An 18029-nucleotide genomic window follows, 5' to 3' on the forward strand; every position below is an offset into this window, starting at 1 on the left:
TGCAGTAACAGAGGGGGAAGTTAGATTAAGGCAAGTAGAATGCCACCCACGGTTGCCGCTGCGGATAAGTATTGCCCAGCTGAATAAGAACCATCGTCCTCTTCTTCAATCTTATCTGGATGATCCATACCTAAAGCGCCATGAGCAAATGACTCTACTTTATCGGTTACGGTCGCGTTTTCAGCTTCGACCTTCTTGGCTTCTTTATCGATTTCTTTAAGGGCAGATAATAGGGCTTTGCCTTCATCAGAAAGCTTGACGGTATTTTGTTCAACCTTAAGCGGTGCAGGCTTTTCAGCTTCAGTGCTTTTAGCTTGTGCATTCATTTGCGAAGGTGAATACAGCTGAGTATTACTCGTTCCTACTGGCGTCATATCGCTCTCCTTACCTATCCTTAAATATAGTATCGGCAGAGGTGTGAAAAACTTGTGCAATTAATCATCGGTAGTGATGTTTTTTTATTCGCACATTACATTTTCATCTGCTTGGTTAAATCGTCTATTTACTAAGCAAATCTTGTGCCGATAAGAATGTTTGATTTTAGATAGAGTTGGGATGAATGATGGGAACGTGATCAAGTTGTGACGATGGGCTAATTATCTAGGATTAGCCCACCGACTCTTCAGCTTAGAAGAGTGGTTTAGTCGCATTCTAGGCTAGCGCTGCGTTTTGATAGGTGCTTGTATGCCTTCATTCGGTTCTCTTTCTTAACAAAGCGAGCCGGTGGCGAAAGCACTTCAAGCTGATAATCGCTGCTATCCGATGAGATCTCTTCAACTGGGCTGATGATGGCGATTTTCAAATCAGGGTTACGACGTAGAATTGATGCCGCCGTCCCTAAACCACCTTCTGTGTGGAATTTACCGGCTACATGAATCACTTGTTTCTCTGGGTTTGATGCTAGGTAATCCACAATCGATTCGGCCATGGTCTCGTCCCATGTGACCTGAGCGGCAAACTGCTTTTCCGTTTGTTCTGGTGTACCGTGATGCATGGAAGCCATAAACTTTTCTTTGTAAGGGCTATCACCCGTATCGACTTCGGCGGCAATCCATTGGCGTTGCTCGGTCGATAACTGATCTAAGTAAGGTAACCCTTTACGGCCAATACACTGAACGAAAGGCTTTGGTGCGTTTGCTGCAATAACATCGATGTCGTTGGTTTTGGCGAACTCAACGAGCGCACGGTAATCACTTTCGTAGTTTGGCCACGCTGCCGCTTGAGACAGGAGAATTTGTTCGCCAATTTCACCGTTTAAGTATTGGTCGAGTGTGGCTTGGTGCTCTCGAGTAAACTGTTCCATTGAAAGAGCAATGTTTGATGTCGCGTTAAAGCGCGCTTTTAAAAAATCGGTTTGGAAGCGGTGAATAGCAGAATGAGTGTGCCATTCGCCAATAAGAATTACATCAGCGTCAATTAGCTGTTTAGGTAATGCATCGAGAGGAAGTATTTCGCCTTGTGGAGAAGCGAACTGGTAGTCATAGAATGTGGAAACAGATTCCTTTTGAGTCACTTTTTGAGAAGTGTCTTTTGCTGGTTGACTAGCACAAGCCGTGAGAAGAGTCGCTAATCCGATAAGAATAATACGTTGCATGAAATGCCTCCTTGAAGAACACGCATACTAAAGGAGGCAAGATAAGAATTCAATGCAAACGATAATCAATATCAATTAATTTTGTTTGCGATACACCCGCAGCATAAAGTCAGCTTCACAGTTGAATTGCTCGGCTTCGGTGAGTTGTTGTTTAAACTCTTCACTCGCCTTCCAAGCAAACGGCGTCATCTGTAGCAGGTCGAATGCATCTGACCCCGATAGTTCCATCATATAGTTTAGTTGCTCTTGATGCTCAAGCATAAAACCTTCGATCATCTCTGGATCTTCATCGTGCAAACGAACGCCATCATAAATCGCATCACGCAGCTGATAAAGGTGTCGGCTAGCGGGTGTTACGGTGATCACCACACCATTATCTTTGATGGTGCGTTGTAACTCTTCAGCCTTGCAAGGTGCGTAAATGCGTAGAATGCCGTCTAAGCTATTTTCCGCAAAGGGAAGACGATGGCTTGATGCAACTGAGAAGTCGACAGCAGGGTAGCGCTTAGCGGCGTATTTGATAGCAATTTTAGAAATGTCTAGGCCAAAAGTAGCACCATTCTTTTCTTGAAGATTCACAGCAATTTCGTTGGTGTAATACCCTTCGCCACAACCAATATCCAATAGGCTAGGCGCCTCTTCTGGTAGGTAGCGAGAACACAACGTCACCACCGCTTGGCGCATTGGGTCATAGTGGTTACCTTCAAGGAAGCGACGACGTGCCTGCATCATCTCTTTGTTGTCACCTGGATCTTTTGAGCGTTTGTGGTGCGCAGGCATCAAATTGACATAGCCTTCTTTCGCTAGGTCGAACTGATGGTTCTTTTCACACTTAAACGTACGATCGTTTTGAGATAAAGGTTGGTGACACAAAGGGCATTGGTAAGTCATGACGATCTCAGAGGCATAGAGTTGGGCGAAGATTCTATCAAAAAGGTCTGCATCAGGCTAAATAAAAAGGCGAGAATATCCGCTTCTAGAATAGTGAGCTTATGGCTTATTACAATAAAAATCAGAGCTTAGGTTTAGGTCACGTTTATCTGCGTTTTTTCTGGGTATCGTCTACGCTTTCCTACTGTTTAATTAGAAGCTGATATGACAAAGAAAATCATTCTAGATACAGATCCGGGCATCGATGATGCAATGGCCATCCTATTTGCGGAAGCACATCCTGATATTGAGTTAGTGGGCATCACTACTGTTTATGGTAATGCGACGATAGACAACGGGACTCAAAATGCCCTTTATCTGAAGCAGAAGTTTGGAATGAAGGCGCTTGTGGCTAAGGGAACGGATAAGCCGTTAATAAGAGATCCTGTTGGAGCCACGGTTGTGGTGCATGGCGAGGCTGGATTTGGGGATGTGAAAGCGCCAAGTTCATTAGATGTTACAGCGCTTGATAAGCCGGCTTACCAGTTCATTATCGATAGTGTTCGAGCTGAACCGGGAGAGATCACTCTTGTGGCGGTTGGCCCTCTTACTAACCTCGCGCTCGCTCTGGAAGCGGACCCTGAAATTGTCGACTTAGTAAAAGAAGTGGTCATTATGGGGGGCGCGTTCGGTGAAAATGACCATCGAGGTAACGTGACGCCATTTGCTGAAGCGAATATCCATGATGATCCTCACGCTGCGGATAAGGTGTTTACGGCATCATGGCCTGTCGTGATTATCGGATTAGATGTCACTGAGGAGAGCTTCTTTACTGGTCAATACCTTGATGATTTACGAGATGATGCTGGAGAGGTAGGGCAGTTTATCTGGGATGTTAGCCGTTACTACTTAAAGTTCTATTCTGAAAAAGTAGGAATGGAGGGTTGTCATGTTCACGATCCTTCAGCCATTGCTTATGTTATCCAAACATCTCTATTTACCTGTCGTAGTGGCTCAGTCAGAGTAGTGACTGATGGCCCCGCTGAAGGGATGACAATTCAGAAAGTTGATCAACGTAAATATATGAATGATGAGTGGAGTTCATTCCCTGCACAAAAGGTCGGCGTTCAAGTGGACAACAATGCTCTATTGTCACTCTATAGAGAAACTTTAGTTCACTATTCACAGCAGTAAAGCTAACTAATCGTCATCGTAGTGTTGTAAAAAATAGCTGTAAAAAAGGCCGGATAAACCGGCCTTTGAAGAGTTTTTTGAGTCGCTTACTGAGCTGAAATCACCGTAATCAGCTGGTGGCTTTCGCCAGGCTGTAATGTTTTTCCTGCTTCTAGGCTTGGTGCGTGCAGTGTTGATTCAACACATAGCATGGTTAGGTAACCGTCGTCTTGCATGTCGCCCATACTAGCGGCGCCTTCTGCCCACGGGTTCCACAGTACTGCAGAGTTATGACCGTGGTTTTCAACGGTTAGCGTGCGATCTAGCTTCTTGTCAGCAACAAAAATTTGCGCTTCTGGTTGCGTGTAAACACGGTCAATCGTGTCGGTTAGTACCAGTTCATCACCGCCTTGGCAGATCTTGCCACCTTGCAGGCTGTCGATGTACTTAGCGCCCATACCTGTGGTGGTGGTGTTATGAATGTCTGCAACGTTTAGGTAAGTGTGCAGCGCACCAGAGAAAGTCCATGGTTGTGAATCTGTGTTCTTCACGTCCAGGGTTACTTTTAGTTGCTCACCGATCTCAACATTCAAACGTGCATCGAACTGATGAGGCCATACTGCTAGCGTCTCTTCGCTTGGCTTCAGACCTAAGCTAACAATCACGCCAGCTTCGCTTTCACGGTGCTCAACCAATTGCCATTCACTTGAACGAGCAAAACCATGTGCAGGTGCTGCAATGCGACCAAACCAAGGCCAACATACTGGAATACCACCACGCAGAGCCGTTTTACCATCGAATTTAGCTTGTTGGCTCATCCAAATCAGGTCTTCTTGACCTTGCGGTTGGAATGACACCACATGGCCGCCAAACAGTGAAATCGCTGCGTTTGCTTTATCGTGGATAACGCGAACCAGTTTTACACCTTCGTGTTCAACGATAGTGACGTTGTCAGAAAGTACCGCCAGTGCAGGTAGAGTAGATAAATCCATTACATGATCCTTCTAAGGAAATTGAATTCAAATGCTGACTAGAGTGATGCTTGTGTTTTCATAAGTAACAAGCAGAGCCAGTATTAGAATTGAATTTTGCATTTGGGCTATCTTTATGAGCTTAGATAGACGCGGTTTAAAAGATAGCAGGTATTAAAAAGGCGACACTAAGGTCGCCTTTTTCAAAGTCTGCTCAAAACAGTCTTCGCTAATGCTTATCTAAAGCTATTTCTAAAAAGAAATTACTTAGAGATGTGAGCGATTAGGTCTAGAACTTTGTTTGAGTAACCGATTTCGTTGTCGTACCAAGATACAACTTTAACGAATTTGTCAGTTAGAGCAACACCAGCTTTAGCATCGAATACTGAAGTTTGAACTTCACCGATGAAATCTTGTGATACTACTTGGTCTTCAGTGTAACCAAGAACGCCAGCCATTTCGCCTTCAGAAGCTTCTTTCATTGCAGCACAAATTTCTTCGTAAGATGCAGCTTCTTTTAGGTTAACTGTTAGGTCAACTACAGATACGTTAGCAGTTGGTACACGGAAAGCCATACCAGTTAGAAGGCCGTTTAGTTCTGGAAGAACAACGCCTACAGCTTTAGCAGCACCAGTTGAAGATGGGATGATGTTTTGAGAAGCACCACGGCCACCGCGCCAGTCTTTAGCAGAAGGGCCATCTACAGTTTTTTGAGTTGCTGTAGTAGCGTGAACTGTAGTCATAAGACCAGACTCAATGCCCCACTTATCGTTAAGTACTTTAGCGATAGGTGCAAGACAGTTAGTAGTACAAGAAGCGTTAGAAACGATGTCTTGACCAGCGTAAGATGCTTGGTTAACGCCCATTACGAACATTGGAGTTGCATCTTTAGAAGGACCAGTAAGAACTACTTTCTTAGCGCCAGCAGTGATGTGCTTACGTGCAGTCTCGTCAGTTAGGAAAAGACCAGTTGCTTCAGCAACTACGTCTACGTCGATAGCATCCCACTTAAGATCTTCTGGGTTACGCTCAGCTGTAACACGTACAGTTTTACCGTTAACGATTAGGTTACCGCCTTCAACTTCAACAGTACCGTTGAAACGGCCGTGAGTTGAGTCGTACTTAAGCATGTATGCCATGTACTCTACGTCGATTAGATCGTTAATACCTACTACTTCGATGTCTGCACGCTCTTGAGCTGCGCGGAATACGAAACGGCCGATACGGCCAAAACCGTTAATACCTACTTTGATAGTCATTGTAGTTGCTCCACAACTTAATTTCTGATTAAAGATAACTGGTAGTAAAATTACAGAATCCAGTATACATCTGCAATAGATAATCCGACTTAACTTGTTTAATGTCAAAAAAAAGCGACGCTTTTCTTAACAATTGGGTGTAAGTGGTTGAAAATTGACCATTGCAAGTGGCTCTGTACCCTTCCAGTTGGGTAAAATACCCCTAAATGATGATTCACTTATGAGTGTATATGTACAATGTTTCCTGGTGAGAAAGTATGTGCTACAAAACGACTGATATGCAAGCCTTTATAGAAAAAAGTAAATATAATAACTGAGAATGTGGAGAAATATTAACGTGATTCAAAAGGGAGGAAATATGATAAAGCCTGATGAATACTGGCGTGAGCGCCTAACAGACGACGAATTTGCAGTGTGTCGTGAACGTGGTACTGAAGCCCCATATAGCGGTAAGCTACTGCACAACCATAAGACTGGTGTCTATAGCTGCACATGCTGTGAAAGCCCTTTGTTTCTGTCGGATAACAAATACGACTCTGGGTGTGGTTGGCCAAGTTTTGATGCCCCAGTGAATGATGAAGCAGTACGCTATATAGAAGATCTAAGTCACGGAATGAAGCGTGTAGAGATCCGTTGTAACGCCTGTGATAGCCATTTAGGTCACGTTTTTCCTGATGGTCCGAAGACCACAGGTGAACGATTCTGTGTTAATTCGGTGTCGTTAATTTTCAACAAAAATGACGAAAGTACGAAATAACTTGTAACTATTGTCTAATCCTTACAGGTCGCATTTGCCGATTTAGGAATGCTGAATGACCCAAGATTTCAGAATTAACTCTAGTACAAATAAAAACAGCTACCAGAAAGGTAGCTGTTTTTTTTTGAAAGCGGGTGAATGAATCGGAAGCTTAGGTTAGAACACACTAAATGGTGCGCTCAGTAACTCGGGACGATTGAAGGGCTGTAAACTCCATCCTCAATAGCTTCGACGATCTTGTCTGCGTCTTTATTTAGCTTCTTATAGGTTGCCTTGTCGAAACGGTACAGCACAGTTAGCTCTGCTTCAGAAGCAATCGGCACGTCAAAGTCTTTGGCAACCATCGCCCAAACGTACGCTTTTTCCATATGGCCAAGGCTATGGTTGATACTTGCCATCGACTTGAAGATTTCAGTGTTGGCTACTGAGCCATTAGAAAGCGTTAGCGCATTATTGAGTAACTTAAGTGTCTTTGCATGATCGCGGGTGGTGTAGAAGGTTGCCAAGGCATATTGCATCTCTGCTGTATTTAATGCTTCTTTTCCTTCTAGCTGTAGGAAACTGCGTCTGGCGTTGGTGTCCCCAGTTTGCGACCACAAGAAGTAAAGCGTTTCTGGTGTATCGGATTTCGATAGCTCATCAACAATGCGCTCAGACTCTTCGATACTGTGCATTAAAGAGGTAAAGCGACGCTCTTGCAGCTTAGATTGATCGATTGTTTCGATCTGCGCCGCGAGTTCTAGGCACTTTTTGTAGGCCGTGACTAATTCGAATTCTTTAATTTTGTTTATTTCGGTGGGTTGCTTCTGAACTTCAAATCGATGCCAGATAAGATCGGTACGTGCTACGCGACATTGCCCATCGTTCATATTCAATTGTTCACACTGAAGGCCCGGGTTGCTTTGGCACAGTTGATCGGTATTTTTGTTCCCTTCAAGACACCCAACCAGAGTGAAAGGCAATAGGCTAATCGCCAACCATTTCATAATTTTCATATTCCTTCACTTGTGATCAAATGCACTTATTATCGGTCAGGTTCTTGACTCAATTTTGTTACGGGTTATTTTCTGGTGAAAATTGTTAAAACTAAGGCTTTACCATGGATGCAGAACAACTTCTTAGCGCAATGACTCCCGAGGTCTACGAACGTTTAACCTACGCAGTTGAAACGGGTAAATGGCCAGAAGGTACGGCGCTCTCAAAAGAACAGCGTGACTCGTGTATGCAAGCGGTTATGTTATATCAATCTAAACATAACTCTGAAGCTCAACATATGACAATTGCAGCTGGTGGTGAAATTAGCTTTAAATCTAAGTCTGAACTAAAGAAACAGTTTAAGTCAGATCAAGAAGACATTGTTAGGGTTAACCCGAATCATTAAGCTTAAATTACAACAAAGGTGTGGCAATGTGCCACCCCTTTTAGTTTAACTCGTTTATTTATAAGCAATAAAACGATTTAGTTCACGTTAAGCCGCCGTTGCTATCATCGAATAACTGGGTTTAACATGAATCTGTGAACTGGTTATAAACTCATCTCGCCACGCAACACTTGTTGCATTTGAGCCTTCACTTCTTCGTAGCCTAGGTTTTGGCTTAGTAGATAATGTAACTTCGCCAGTGCCGCTTCCGGTGTCATATCATAACCGCTGACAACGCCAGCTTCTGCCAGTGCACAACCTGTCGCGTAACCCCCCATATTCACTTTACCCGCTAAACACTGAGTAAGGTTCACCACGATAACACCACGCTCTGATGCGTCTTTAAGGTGTTGAAGCAGTTCTGGGTTTTGTGGTGCATTACCAACACCAAAAGTAAGCAGAATCATTGCGTTCACAGGCTGCAATAACGTGTTGCGAATCACTTCGTGTGAGATGCCAGGGTACATTGTGATTACGCCAATAGGTTGCGGAGTAATGTTATGAACCTTGAAAGCGCCTTCAGGTTGTTCGTTTACCTTTACGTTATTGCTAAGTTGGATATTGATACCCGCTTCTAGCAAAGGATTCAGGTTTGGAGAAGTAAACGCATTGAAGCCATCTGCGTGTGATTTTGTGCTGCGGTTACCACGCATCAACTTGTTGTTGAAGAACAGTGTCACTTCGTTGATAGGGTAGTTTGCTGCAATGTGCAGTGCATTCAGCAGGTTTGCTTGTCCGTCTGAACGAAGCTCTGCTAGGGGGATCTGAGAGCCCGTAACAATCACAGGTTTGCCGAGGTTTTCAAGCATGAAAGACAGTGCAGAGGCGGTGTATGCCATAGTGTCTGTACCATGCAGGATAACGAAGCCATCGTACTTATCGTAGTTCGCGCGAATGTCATCAGCGATGGTCTGCCAATCAAGTGGCGTCATATCTGAAGAGTCCATTAATGGAGAGTATTCGTGAATGGTGTACTCAGGCATCTCTGGGCGATGGAATTCAGGCATGCCGGCTAGCTGCTTATCCATGAAACCTGCGACAGGAACATAGCCGTGGTCAATAGACTTCTGCATGCCAATTGTGCCGCCGGTGTACGCGATATAGATGTGTTTTCTTTCCATGGCGATTAATACTTAGTGTGATATAGGGAACAGGGGGGCGATTATAGCGAATTATCATGCAATAAAAAGAGGCGCCTCACACAGAGGTGCCTCTTGATAATAAAGCGTTGAGCTTATCTTATTGAACTTGGCAGTTTAAGCAGAAAGCGTATCGGCCTTGTGGGTCGTTAAAGTTGCCTAACAGCTGGCTATCTTGAGCTAACTGCTGAGTAACAGGCTGTAAACTGCTTGGAATCATTGACTGAATATCAAGGCCTATCGACATCTGAATTTGGTTCATAAATTCTTGAATAAATTGCTCAGTCGCCGAAAGTGGTTCTTCTACCCAGTAGATGTTGTAACTTTCAAGCTCTGCAAGTGAAGCCGCCGCTGCAACCGCATCATCGAAATCACCAATCTCATCGACTAAGCCTTTCTGAATCGCATCTTGACCTGTCCAAACTCGACCTTGAGCAATCTTGTCGACCGCATCGACTTCCATGCCGCGATTTTCTCCAACTAGGCTGATGAATCGACGGTATCCGTTTTCAATGCCCATTTGGAACGCGTCTTTCGCGCCATCGCTAAGTCCAGTTGTAATACCAAGACCTGAGAAAGGTGACGTACCAACGCCATCCGTGTAAACACCAATATCATTCAGCCCTTTTTCGAAGGTAGTGATAACACTGAAGATACCAATCGAACCCGTTAGTGTGGTTGGCTGAGCTAGGATCTTATCTGCGCCCATCGAGATCCAGTAACCACCTGAAGCAGCAAGACTCGACATCGACACAACAACTGGCTTACCCGCTTGCTTGATCGCTTCTATTTCATTACGAATAACTTCTGAAGCAAAGGCACTGCCACCTGGGCTATCTACACGAAGTACAACGGCTTTCACTTTATCGTCGTTACGTGCTTGGCGAAGTAGGGCTGCAGTGGTATCTCCGCCAACTGTGCCACGTGGCTGCTTGCCATCCATAATTGCGCCGCTGGCAACAATCACGGCAACGTCGTGTGATTCACTGGTCATGTCGGGAAGCATGGTTGCACGGTATTCGTAGTAACCAAACGCGTTGTAGCTGTCTTGACCGTCACTGCCGAAAACATCTGCAAGCTCTAGTCGAACTTGTTGGCGTGTCGCTAACTCATCCACTAAGCCAAGTTTCTCAGCCAGTTTTGCAATGTCACCATCGACAGACTCAAGTTCTTTCAAGAAGGTGCCCATGCTTGGGTTCAGTGTTTTAGCGTCGATCTGACGGTTGTTACTGACGTCATCAACGTACGCACCCCATAGTTGGCTTAACCAACGAGAAGCGGACTCTTTCGCTGCATCTGACATGTCGTCACGAATGAATGGCTCGATAGCTGACTTGTAAGTACCCACACGGAACACGTGTGTGTTTACGTCTAGCTTCTCTAATAAGGTTTTGTAGTAAAGCGAATAAGCGCTGTAACCTTTAAGAAGAACCCCGCCATCTGGTGATAGGAAGACTTTAGTTGCGTAGCTTGCTAGGTAGTATTGGCTTTGGTTGTAAAAGTCACCCACCGCATAAATAGGTTTGCCTGCCGCTTTGAACTCATTCAACGCTTTAGCGATGTAGCGCAGCTTGGTTAGGTTGGTTTCTGGCAACTCTTTGAGTGCTAAAACGATACCTGTAACCTTGTCATCGTCTTTTGCGTAGCGAATCGTTTCAACGATATCAAACAGGATGTTCTCTTTTGGAAGGTCTTTGCCAAGCAGCGAACCCGTGACCGAATCCATCGGATTGATATAGCGACTTTGTTCTACAATAGGACCAGACAGGTTAAGCACCAGAGCTGAATCCTGTGGAACCGTCGGTTGAGCCGTATCTGAATGGAAGTACACAAAGTAGATGATGGCGATACTGAGTAAAAAGACTAGGTTAACCAGCGCAAGACGTACAAACGTAATGAGCTTCCAAATCCCTTTAAAGATCATACCTATAAATTTGAATATTTTTTTCATTCTGTCTCCGCAGTGAGATCACGTCGCTTTAACAAGCCGTAGTACCATTAATCTCAATCATATGAACTGCTTAGTATCCTACGATAATTCCCAAGCTCAAACTACACCAAGAATTGTTAATCGATATATATTCTCATTAAGTGTAGTCAAATTAAGGGGTTCTGAACGATTAATACCTTCAGCATTATGATCGGTGTTACAAAAATGTAAACGGTTGTTTGAACTTTTGGTGATTGAACTATACTGTGGTCAGACCACAAGGATAAAATAATAGAAGTGATGTCTGCCATGTACCCACATTTACTTGAACCACTCGATCTTGGATTTACTCAGTTACGTAACCGTGTATTGATGGGATCAATGCACACAGGTTTAGAAGAAAATAAAGAAGGCCTACACAAACTTGCCGCGTTTTATGAAGAGCGAGCAAAAGGAGGCGTTGGTCTTATTGTTACCGGTGGTTTCTCTCCTAATTTACGTGGCAGATTAACCCCATTTAGTGCTGAATTCAGTAAAGTAAAGCACGCCAAAGCGCACCAAGTTGTTACCGAAGCCGTCCACAAGCACGGCGGTAAAATTGCGCTTCAACTATTGCATGCCGGTCGTTATGCGATGCACCCATTCGCGCAAAGTGCTTCTGGCATTAAAGCGCCAATCGCTAAGTTCGCACCCAGTGAGATGAGCCCTCGTCAGATCAAAAAGACCATCGGTGCCTTTGCCAATAGTGCAGAGCTCGCTCAGGTTGCTGGTTATGACGGCATTGAGATCATGGGCTCGGAAGGTTACTTGATTAACCAATTCATTTGTAAGCGTACCAACATGCGTTACGACGAGTGGGGCGGTTCTTACGAGAAGCGTATGCGTTTCCCGCTAGAGATCGTCAAATCGATTCGCGAAGCGGTGGGTAAAGATTTCATTATTATTTTCCGACTGTCGATGCTGGATTTGGTTGAGCAAGGTAGCACCTTTGAAGATGTTGTTCTTTTGGCTCAAAAGCTAGAAGAAGCGGGCGTGACTATCATCAATACTGGTATTGGTTGGCATGAAGCTCGTGTTCCGACTATCGCGACGCAAGTACCACGCGGTGCATTCTCTTGGGTAACCGAGAAAGTGAAACCATACGTGTCGATCCCAGTGGTGACATGTAACCGAATCAACACGCCAGAAGAGGCCGAACGTATCCTCAGTTCAGGGCAGGCCGACATGGTTTCAATGGCGCGCCCATTCTTGGCAGATCCGGACTTTGTTAATAAAGCCGCTCAAGACCAAGCGCAGTTCATCAATACCTGTATCGGCTGTAACCAAGCTTGTCTTGATAACGTGTTTAAGGGTAAGCGAGCGAGCTGTTTGGTTAACCCACGAGCTTGTTACGAGACTGAAATTGTTGTTCAGCCAGCGCAAGCGACTAAGTCCATTGCGGTTGTCGGCGCAGGCCCAGCCGGTTTAGCCTGTGCAACGACTTTAGCGCAGCGTGGACACAAGGTTGACTTGATTGAGAAAAATGACCGTATCGGCGGCCAGTTTAGATTAGCAATGCAGATACCGGGCAAAGAAGAGTTCAGAGAAACGATTCGTTATTTTGCTAACCAAATCGATGCATCCGGCGTGAATCTGAAATTGGATACCGAAGCAACGTTTGAGATGTTGTTGAAGTACGATGAAGTGGTGATGGCTGCTGGCGTAGAGCCAAGAAAGCTCGATATTGAGGGCATTGACCAAGAAAACGTGGTCGATTACCAAACCTTGATTCGCGAAAAGACACCAGTCGGCGAAAAGGTCGCGATTGTTGGTGCTGGTGGTATCGGTGTCGATGTGGCAACCATGCTGACAGAGCCGACTTCACACAGCCTAGACGATTGGCTGCATGAGTGGGGTATCGATAAGAACATGGAACACCCAGGTGGTTTGTATCCTTACCCGGATTCATTCAGCGACAAAACGGTTTGGGTGATGCAGCGTAAAGCGGGGCGCGTTGGTAAAGGTCCGGGCAAAACTACAGGCTGGATTCATAAACGTACGCTAGAAAAGCGCGGCGTGAATCTACTGGGCGGCGTGAGCTACAATAAAATTGATGACCAAGGTCTGCATATCAGTATTGGCAAAAAAGAACAGGTCCTCGATGCCGATTCCGTTATCGTGTGTGCAGGTCAGGTGTCAGTTCGTCCATTTGAAGATATGTGGCAAGAGTTTGGTGGCAAACTGCACGTGATAGGCGGTGCCGATTATGCCGGTGAGCTGGATGCAGTACGTGCTATCCGTCAAGGTGTTGAACTGGCTATTAAGTTATAGAATCAGCCATCAAACTGTAATCTTACCGGTAGATATTGTTACTTAATTTGCTGAGCTAGATTTTGAACAAGGCTCCTAAGTCATAGATTTAGGGGCCTTTATTGTTTTTAATCTAGCCCAAATTGACAGTGGTTGAGATTTATTATCGTTTGTATTCTGTGCTAAAGTTCAACTATACAAACAATAAAAATTAGTAAGGACTTCAAATGGATGCTTTGGATCTATTGCTCAACAGACGCTCAATCGCAAAACTCTCTGATCCAGCACCTGAAGGTGTGGCGTTAGAAAACATCATTAAAGCAGGGCTGCGCGCTCCAGACCACGGTGCACTAACACCTTGGCGCTTTGTTATCGCGCAAGGTTCTGGTCTACAAAAGCTTTCAGACATATTGGTTCGTGCGGCACAAGCTGACGAGAGCGAAGAAGCGGTCATTGAGAAAGTTAAAAAAGCGCCGTTTCGAGCACCAATGGTGATCACTATCATCGCAAAGGTAACTGAGCACGAAAAAGTGCCCGCGTTCGAACAACACCTATCTGCGGGTTGTGCTGCACAAGCCATGCAAATGGCTGCCGTTGCTCAAGGTTTCCAAGGTTTTTGGCGCTCAGGTAAGTGGATGTTCCACCCTGAGGTTCACCAAGCTTTCGGCCTAGAAGGCGACGACGAAATTGTTGGCTTCCTATACCTTGGTACTCCGGGCTGTACGCCAATGAAAGTGCCAGAACGCGACTTCTCTAAGTTTGTTGAGTTCTTATAAGTGAGCAAAAGCAGCCCAAGATAGGGCTGCCCAACTAAATCTAAAAACTAAATCTGGTGATAAAAGCCATAATAGCTGTAGGTAGTTGAAAGTCTTCAGCAACTAAGAAGTCGATAATCGCTAAAACTGATTCTATTACATCTAGTAAAGAGTTTAACTTTTGAAACATGCCCATATACTCGTTTAAGTAAGTTTAGCACGTTGTTTTTTACATAGACTTTGATATGATTCGCCGTGAAACAAGCCATCATAATCGTTGTCTTAAAGTTTAAAGTCTTCTCCTACAAAGACTTTGAACTCTGCTTATTACAACGTGAGTGATACAGATAAATTAGCCCGCTTTGAGTGGGCTTTTTTATTGCTTAGAATAAGTCATGTTACCTCCCTAAATTCGATTTGTCCTTAGACTACATATAGCCTTAACTTGCACTTCTAATACAACATATTGTGCCCAATTAAACGAGAACCACCAACTTTGAGTATTGATTTAGGTCAATAAAAGCCCCAAGCTGACTAAGATCAATTCATTATTATTACGTTAGTTCTCTCTTTAGGAAAAAATAAACAAAACCAATTATATAGTGTCAAAATCGTTGCTTTTTCTAGAGGCATTGCAGGCAGTGGCCGCGTAGTTATTGGGAGATACAAAACAAGGCAGCTAGTTACGAAAGCTTGTATCAGGCATGTTTTAGTCGTGCATATTTAGTAGTCAGTAGTTTTTTGAATGCTAACTGTATAAACAACCAGTTTTTCTTGATTTATTAGGGTCACATTAGATAATGTGGCCCTAATTGTTTGTAGCATCTGGAAAAACATGTCTCGCCTTATTATTGCTGAAAAACCAAGCCTCGGCCGCGCGATCGCCGCTGCACTGCCTAATCCACAGAAGAAAGACCAAGGGTTTATCAAATGTGGCAATGGGGATGTGGTGACTTGGTGTATTGGACACTTATTGGAGCAGGTTGAGCCGGATGCTTATGACGACCGCTACAAGAAATGGAACTTGGCCGATCTTCCTATCGTGCCAGAGCAGTGGCAGCTAAGACCTCGTAAGACATCCAGCAAACAGCTTACGGTGATCCGAAAGCTACTGAAGGACGCCACTCAAATTGTTCACGCCGGAGACCCGGATAGAGAAGGGCAGCTGCTGGTTGATGAAGTGATTGATTACTGCAAAATATCCAAGGCTAAGAAAGAGTCGATGGACAGGTTATTGATCAGCGACTTGAACTTACCTGCCGTAAAACGTGCACTTTCCCAAATGCGCAGTAACCGTGACTTTATTCCACTGTCTATTTCTGCATTGGCACGCTCTAGAGCCGATTGGCTGTATGGCATGAACATGACCCGAGCTTATACCTTGCTTGGTCAAAAGGCTGGCTACCAAGGCGTGTTGTCGGTAGGGCGAGTACAAACACCTGTACTTGGTTTGGTCGTAAGGCGTGATGAAGAGATCGAAAACTTCATTCCAAAAGATTACTTCACTTTGCATGCCTTGATTCCTTACCAAAACAACGGTCAGAGTTTTGATATTCGTGCTCGTTGGAAACCGAGTGAAGCATGTAAGCCGTGGCAAGATGAAGAAGGACGCGTGCTCAATCGAAAGCTGGTTGAGAACGTTGCTCAGCGAATTGCGAATCAACCCGCGACGGTGACGGAATCAGAGCAAAAGCAAAGTAAACAAGCTGCGCCACTGCCTTACTCGCTGTCAGCTTTGCAGATTGATGCGTCTAAGCGTTTTGGTATGAGTGCTCAGCAGGTGTTAGACACTTGTCAGTCTTTGTACGAGAAACACAAACTCATCACTTACCCGCGTTCTGATAGCCGCTATCTACCTAAAGAGCACTACTCGCAGCGAGAATCGATCGTTGATGCTATCGCTAACAATGCGAAAGAGCTGCAAAGTGGCGCTCAAGGTGCGGACCTTTCTCTTAAATCAAAAGCATGGAACGACAGTAAGGTGGATGCTCACCACGCAATAATCCCAACACCGAAGAAGTCATCGGTGAATGGTTTATCTGCCAATGAGATGAAAATCTATCAGCAAATCGCTCGTCAGTATCTAATGCAGTTCTACCCACCTGCGGTTTTTGCCGATGCTAAGCTGGTCTTTGATATAGCTGGTGGTGTGTTCATTGCGAAAGGACGTCAGCTTATCAACCCAGGTTGGAAAGTGTTGATGGGCAAAACGGACACCGAAGATAAAGGTGATGGCACGGATACGGTTCCTCCATTGGATAAAGGGACTGTGTTGACGTGTCGTGAAGGCGTGATTGGTGATAAAAAAACTGAGCCACCAAAACACTTTACTGAAGCGACCTTGCTTCAAGCGATGACAGGTATCGCGCGTTTTGTTGCGAACAAAGACCTCAAAGCCATTTTGAAAGAGACCGATGGCCTTGGCACAGAGGCAACCCGTGCAGGCATTCTAGATACCCTTTTCAAAAGACAACTGCTAACGCGTCAAGGTAAGAGTATACATAGTAGCCCTGCGGGTAGAGGCTTGATTCATGCTCTACCGGAGGACTCTACCTTTCCTGACATGACGGCACACTGGGAGCATCAGTTACAAGGCATGGCTGAACGAAATCAAGCGTACCAACCTTTCATGCAAGCGCTAGAAAGCAAGATTGATGGCTTAATGGGGACAGTGAAAACAGGGGAAGTGCCTGAATCACTCCGCCACCTTCCTAAAGTCGAAAGACCAGCGTTTAAACGTCGTAAAGGTGGTGGTGCTAAGAAGTCTTATGCCAAGAACGGTTCGTATGCTAAGAATGGTTCCTATGCTAAGAAAAGCACTTCCGCTAAAAAGAGCACCAAAAGCTAAGACTTATTGAGGTTAGGATTAACGTCCGGCTTTACGCCCACAACGTTTAAACAGTTGCTGCCAATAGTCCACATGGCGGCGAGTTGATGCGCGAAAGGCTTGGTGCGTATCTTTGATGGGAAAATAATAGCTGTGAAGTTCTGGCTGAGCATCAAACATAACAAGCTGCGATGCTAACTGCTGATAGTAGCCATCCAGCTGAGCCATGTAAGGCTGAACCTTGCCAATATACTGTTGTTCGAACACATTGTTGAGATAACGAAATTTAGTGGTGTCTCGTTGCTTACCACAGATGATATTGGCATCAAAGGTGGTGAGTTGCTTAGTAATGGTATCCAATTCTGCCGAAGCACGAGCGAGCGAGTAGTACAAATCTCCAAGCGTAGAACTCTTCTCCAGTACTTCTTGCACCTCAATGGTTTTACCCGAAACGAGCGACGTGTTTAACGCTTGATTAATATGTTTTAGGGCGTCGCTTGTCTGTCTTACTTGATCGCCAATATCCGCACGCAACCACTGACTCCCCCGCATTTGCGACTGCATGGCATCACTGGCATAGATGAGATTCCATTGATGTAGCGGAAACTGTGCGAGTTTCTGTTGCTCAATTTCTTTTAGTAATTCTACGATCTCTGGGTCTAGCTTGTGATTAGCTAAACATTGCCCCACACCTTCCAGTAGATCGACCTGATAATCATAATTTCGGAACTCGTCCGCGACTTTTCCGAGTACTGAATTTCTTTCTGCAATCAGATTGAACAATCCACACTGACGAAGCTGGTAGCTGTCGATGAGGCCGATAGAGAGTGAGGGCACGTCAAGCAGCAGCTCTCGTTTTCTCGGTAGGCTTTCAAATTCCCATTTCTCTTTTATCTCGTCAGCGTCTTGTACCCTGGCTATTTTAGTTTGATAGTCGTCAAATAAGTCTCCAGGGCCTTCCCCAAAACACCCACCGAGCACCACGGTTAACAAAACCAGTGGCGAACGTCGCAGTAAATTTGCAAGAAGGCGAGGATTCATGGGG

At 44.9% G+C, this 18029-nt stretch carries 15 protein-coding genes; 6 read left to right on the plus strand and 9 right to left on the minus strand.

Going from position 1 to position 18029, the window contains the following annotated elements; genetic code table 11:
* Window positions 1–20 precede the first annotated feature (20 nt).
* From CWO08_RS04575 to rlmA, 3 genes are all read right to left on the minus strand, one after another.
* Complete coding sequence (locus CWO08_RS04575) at window positions 21–374, minus strand: hypothetical protein (protein ID WP_048611520.1); 354 nt, start codon at window positions 372–374, stop codon at window positions 21–23.
* Window positions 375–640: 266 nt separating this feature from the next.
* Complete coding sequence (locus CWO08_RS04580) at window positions 641–1594, minus strand: ChaN family lipoprotein (RefSeq protein WP_102433607.1); 954 nt, start codon at window positions 1592–1594, stop codon at window positions 641–643.
* A 75-nt stretch (window positions 1595–1669) separates the two neighbouring features.
* Entirely contained in the window at window positions 1670–2485 is an 816-nt protein-coding gene (gene rlmA, locus CWO08_RS04585; RefSeq protein WP_048660809.1) for a 23S rRNA (guanine(745)-N(1))-methyltransferase, read from the minus strand.
* Window positions 2486–2689: 204 nt separating this feature from the next.
* Between rlmA and CWO08_RS04590 the strand changes: the two genes are divergently transcribed.
* The gene (locus CWO08_RS04590; protein ID WP_108019976.1) at window positions 2690–3658 is read left to right on the plus strand and encodes a nucleoside hydrolase; all 969 of its coding nucleotides are present in this window, start codon (window positions 2690–2692) and stop codon (window positions 3656–3658) included.
* Between the two features lie 86 nt (window positions 3659–3744).
* On the opposite strand, the gene CWO08_RS04595 is transcribed toward CWO08_RS04590, so the two are convergent.
* Window positions 3745–4629: a D-hexose-6-phosphate mutarotase gene (locus CWO08_RS04595; protein ID WP_102433609.1), complete on the minus strand. Its 885-nt coding sequence runs from the start codon at window positions 4627–4629 to the stop codon at window positions 3745–3747.
* Between the two features lie 242 nt (window positions 4630–4871).
* Complete coding sequence (gene gap, locus CWO08_RS04600) at window positions 4872–5867, minus strand: type I glyceraldehyde-3-phosphate dehydrogenase (protein WP_017059382.1); 996 nt, start codon at window positions 5865–5867, stop codon at window positions 4872–4874.
* Window positions 5868–6186: 319 nt separating this feature from the next.
* Here gap and msrB point away from each other — a divergent pair, with 319 nt between their 5' ends.
* On the plus strand, window positions 6187–6624 hold the full coding sequence (gene msrB / locus CWO08_RS04605; protein WP_080967323.1) for a peptide-methionine (R)-S-oxide reductase MsrB: 438 nt from the start codon (window positions 6187–6189) through the stop codon (window positions 6622–6624).
* Between the two features lie 179 nt (window positions 6625–6803).
* Here the strand turns inward: msrB and CWO08_RS04610 are convergent, their stop codons facing one another.
* Window positions 6804–7610 carry a DUF2989 domain-containing protein gene (locus tag CWO08_RS04610; protein WP_108019977.1) on the minus strand — a complete coding sequence of 269 codons (807 nt, stop codon included), beginning with the start codon at window positions 7608–7610 and terminating at the stop codon, window positions 6804–6806.
* 113 nt (window positions 7611–7723) lie between these two features.
* Here CWO08_RS04610 and CWO08_RS04615 point away from each other — a divergent pair, with 113 nt between their 5' ends.
* A complete protein-coding gene (locus CWO08_RS04615; RefSeq protein WP_010437067.1) occupies window positions 7724–8005 on the plus strand; it encodes a YeaC family protein in 282 nt (93 codons plus the stop codon).
* A 143-nt stretch (window positions 8006–8148) separates the two neighbouring features.
* Here CWO08_RS04615 and ansA read toward each other — a convergent pair whose 3' ends face one another.
* The gene (gene ansA, locus CWO08_RS04620; protein WP_019823767.1) at window positions 8149–9165 is read right to left on the minus strand and encodes an asparaginase; all 1017 of its coding nucleotides are present in this window, start codon (window positions 9163–9165) and stop codon (window positions 8149–8151) included.
* A 118-nt stretch (window positions 9166–9283) separates the two neighbouring features.
* A complete protein-coding gene (sppA, locus tag CWO08_RS04625; RefSeq protein WP_108019978.1) occupies window positions 9284–11134 on the minus strand; it encodes a signal peptide peptidase SppA in 1851 nt (616 codons plus the stop codon).
* Between the two features lie 279 nt (window positions 11135–11413).
* On the opposite strand from sppA, the gene CWO08_RS04630 reads away from it, so the two are divergent.
* The 3 genes from CWO08_RS04630 (at window position 11414) to CWO08_RS04640 (ending at window position 17005) form a co-directional block, all read left to right on the plus strand.
* Window positions 11414–13423: an NADPH-dependent 2,4-dienoyl-CoA reductase gene (locus CWO08_RS04630; protein ID WP_165886704.1), complete on the plus strand. Its 2010-nt coding sequence runs from the start codon at window positions 11414–11416 to the stop codon at window positions 13421–13423.
* A gap of 206 nt (window positions 13424–13629) precedes the next feature.
* Window positions 13630–14178: an NAD(P)H nitroreductase gene (locus tag CWO08_RS04635; RefSeq protein ID WP_009848708.1), complete on the plus strand. Its 549-nt coding sequence runs from the start codon at window positions 13630–13632 to the stop codon at window positions 14176–14178.
* Window positions 14179–14992: 814 nt separating this feature from the next.
* Window positions 14993–17005, plus strand: coding sequence for a DNA topoisomerase III (locus CWO08_RS04640; RefSeq protein ID WP_108019979.1), 2013 nt, complete (start codon window positions 14993–14995; stop codon window positions 17003–17005).
* Between the two features lie 18 nt (window positions 17006–17023).
* On the opposite strand, the gene CWO08_RS04645 is transcribed toward CWO08_RS04640, so the two are convergent.
* A complete protein-coding gene (locus tag CWO08_RS04645) occupies window positions 17024–18025 on the minus strand; it encodes a DUF3080 domain-containing protein (RefSeq protein WP_108019980.1) in 1002 nt (333 codons plus the stop codon).
* Window positions 18026–18029: the final 4 nt, after the last annotated feature.

The organism is Vibrio sp. 10N.286.48.B8, assembly GCF_003050085.1.
Taxonomy (GTDB): Bacteria; Pseudomonadota; Gammaproteobacteria; order Enterobacterales; family Vibrionaceae; genus Vibrio; species Vibrio crassostreae.

Coding starts and splice junctions, on each gene's coding strand:
- CWO08_RS04590 (WP_108019976.1), top strand. CDS start 2,690: ATGACAAAGAAAATCATTCTAGATACAGATCCGGGCATCGATGATGCA.
- CWO08_RS04580 (WP_102433607.1), bottom strand. CDS start 1,594: ATGCAACGTATTATTCTTATCGGATTAGCGACTCTTCTCACGGCTTGT.
- CWO08_RS04575 (WP_048611520.1), bottom strand. CDS start 374: ATGACGCCAGTAGGAACGAGTAATACTCAGCTGTATTCACCTTCGCAA.
- gap (WP_017059382.1), bottom strand. CDS start 5,867: ATGACTATCAAAGTAGGTATTAACGGTTTTGGCCGTATCGGCCGTTTC.
- rlmA (WP_048660809.1), bottom strand. CDS start 2,485: ATGACTTACCAATGCCCTTTGTGTCACCAACCTTTATCTCAAAACGAT.
- sppA (WP_108019978.1), bottom strand. CDS start 11,134: ATGAAAAAAATATTCAAATTTATAGGTATGATCTTTAAAGGGATTTGG.
- msrB (WP_080967323.1), top strand. CDS start 6,187: ATGTGGAGAAATATTAACGTGATTCAAAAGGGAGGAAATATGATAAAG.
- CWO08_RS04615 (WP_010437067.1), top strand. CDS start 7,724: ATGGATGCAGAACAACTTCTTAGCGCAATGACTCCCGAGGTCTACGAA.
- CWO08_RS04595 (WP_102433609.1), bottom strand. CDS start 4,629: ATGGATTTATCTACTCTACCTGCACTGGCGGTACTTTCTGACAACGTC.
- CWO08_RS04610 (WP_108019977.1), bottom strand. CDS start 7,610: ATGAAATGGTTGGCGATTAGCCTATTGCCTTTCACTCTGGTTGGGTGT.
- CWO08_RS04635 (WP_009848708.1), top strand. CDS start 13,630: ATGGATGCTTTGGATCTATTGCTCAACAGACGCTCAATCGCAAAACTC.
- CWO08_RS04645 (WP_108019980.1), bottom strand. CDS start 18,025: ATGAATCCTCGCCTTCTTGCAAATTTACTGCGACGTTCGCCACTGGTT.
- CWO08_RS04640 (WP_108019979.1), top strand. CDS start 14,993: ATGTCTCGCCTTATTATTGCTGAAAAACCAAGCCTCGGCCGCGCGATC.
- ansA (WP_019823767.1), bottom strand. CDS start 9,165: ATGGAAAGAAAACACATCTATATCGCGTACACCGGCGGCACAATTGGC.
- CWO08_RS04630 (WP_165886704.1), top strand. CDS start 11,414: ATGTCTGCCATGTACCCACATTTACTTGAACCACTCGATCTTGGATTT.